Source organism: Mesorhizobium sp. M2A.F.Ca.ET.039.01.1.1 (assembly GCF_003998035.1).
Classification (GTDB): domain Bacteria; phylum Pseudomonadota; class Alphaproteobacteria; order Rhizobiales; family Rhizobiaceae; genus Mesorhizobium.
The window spans coordinates 1-1610 of sequence record NZ_RZRY01001068.1 but is presented as its reverse complement, the minus strand read 5'-3'; the positions used below and the strand labels follow the sequence as shown (position 1 = coordinate 1610).

At 66.6% G+C, this 1610-nt stretch carries 2 protein-coding genes; both read right to left on the bottom strand.

The features are described 5' to 3' along the window. Window positions 1-85 precede the first annotated feature (85 nt). Window positions 86-631 carry a DUF1629 domain-containing protein gene (locus tag EOA24_RS37300; RefSeq protein WP_126078038.1) on the bottom strand — a complete coding sequence of 182 codons (546 nt, stop codon included), beginning with the start codon at window positions 629-631 and terminating at the stop codon, window positions 86-88. A 102-nt stretch (window positions 632-733) separates the two neighbouring features. Beyond that, a partial coding sequence (locus tag EOA24_RS37295) for an NAD-dependent epimerase/dehydratase family protein (RefSeq protein WP_210213648.1) occupies window positions 734-1610 on the bottom strand: 877 nt, incomplete at its 5' end.

Genomic DNA, 1610 nt, shown 5'->3' with positions numbered 1-1610 from the left:
ATACGGGGAGAAGGTGCCCGAAGGGCGGATGAGGGGCGGCGCCGGCGCTGGTCATTGCCCGTCTCCGCCACAAACCGCAAAACTGCTATTCGCCTGACGCGATTGCCGTTCCCGATGTCCATACCGGCTCGAACGACACATTGCGCAACCCGGCCTTGCGCACCCGCTCGACGAACACGTCATTGACGAAGACCGGAGAAGCCCGCATCGGCAGCTTGAACACTTCAGCGCTCCCGATCTTCTCCGCGTCGAAGGCGTAGCGCTCGATCGCCAATATGTCGCCGCCGTCGAACCGCACGATTTGCGAGCGCGCCTCGTCCAGCGCGTCGATCACATGGGTGACGTTGAGCAGCCAGACCTCCTCGCCGCGCAGCGCCACAAGCTCGCCATAAGGCCGCAACGCCGCCGCCAGCGCCTCGACAGCCGGCCGGCGCAACAGCGGCGCATGCTCGCCGAGCCAGGGGAAATCGGAATAGAGCCGCTCGCCTTCCTCGGCGCGCCGCATCACCGGCGGCTTCCAGCCCTTGAGCGATCGTCCGTCGAGGCCGAAGAATTCCTCGTAGGCGTCGTCATCGGCCGGCAGCATCCATTCCTGCCCCTCCGACACGGCGAACTGATGGATGGTCGTCATCGCCCGATGGCTCCGCTGGTTTCGTTCGAGGATCGCGGTTCCAGGCGGTTCGCCGAAAGCGCGCGGGGAACATGCACCGGCCGCGCGCGCCGTTCAAGGAACTCAGCCGCGCAGCAGGCCAAGCCGGATCAGGCTCTCGGCGCAGGATATGATCGCCTCCTCGCGCGATCTGGGTGTCCAGCCCAGCAGGCGCTCGGCCTTCCTGCCCGTCGCGCTCATGTCGTAGTGGAGCAGCGGTACCACGCCATTGAGCTGCGCGTTGGTTTCGGCGGCGATGCGCACCTGCTCGTCGGGCCACACCTGTGTCGACACTTTTTCGGCCGCCTTGCCCAGCCGCTGCCGCAGCAGTTCGGCGATCTCGACCATCCACATGCTCTCGCCCACGGTTGCGAGGAAGCGTTCGCCCTTGGCGGCCGGATCGGTCATGGCGCGCAGATGCAGGTCCGCCACGTCGCGCACGTCGACGCAGCAGGAACTGACATTGAGGCATCCCGGCTGCCCCTCCAGCATGTTGGCGATCAGCCTGATCGAGTGCGAATAGTCGGCGCCCAGCACCGGCCCATAGACGGCGACCGGATTGACCGCAGCCAGTTCCAAGCCATTGCCTTCGCGCGCCACGAAATCCCAGGCGGCGCGCTCGGAAAGCGTCTTCGATTTCTGGTAGGGCGCGACATTGCCGTTGAGGTTGCTCCAGTCGGTTTCGTCGAAGGGCCGCCGGTGGTCCCGCTTGTGGCCGACGCCGATCGCGCCGAAGGCCGATGTCAGCACCACGCGCTTGACGCCGGCGTCGCGCGCGGCCCTGAGCACCCGAAAATTGCCGTTGACGGCGGGCCCGATCCAATCCTCCTCGCTGGTCTGGTCGCCGGAAGGCGTCGGCGAGGCGCCATGCATCACATAGTCGCATGCGGCCGCCGCTTCCGCCCATCCGCGGTCGTCGGTGAGATCGGCGATGACGAAGGAGAGGCGGTTTCCCGCATCG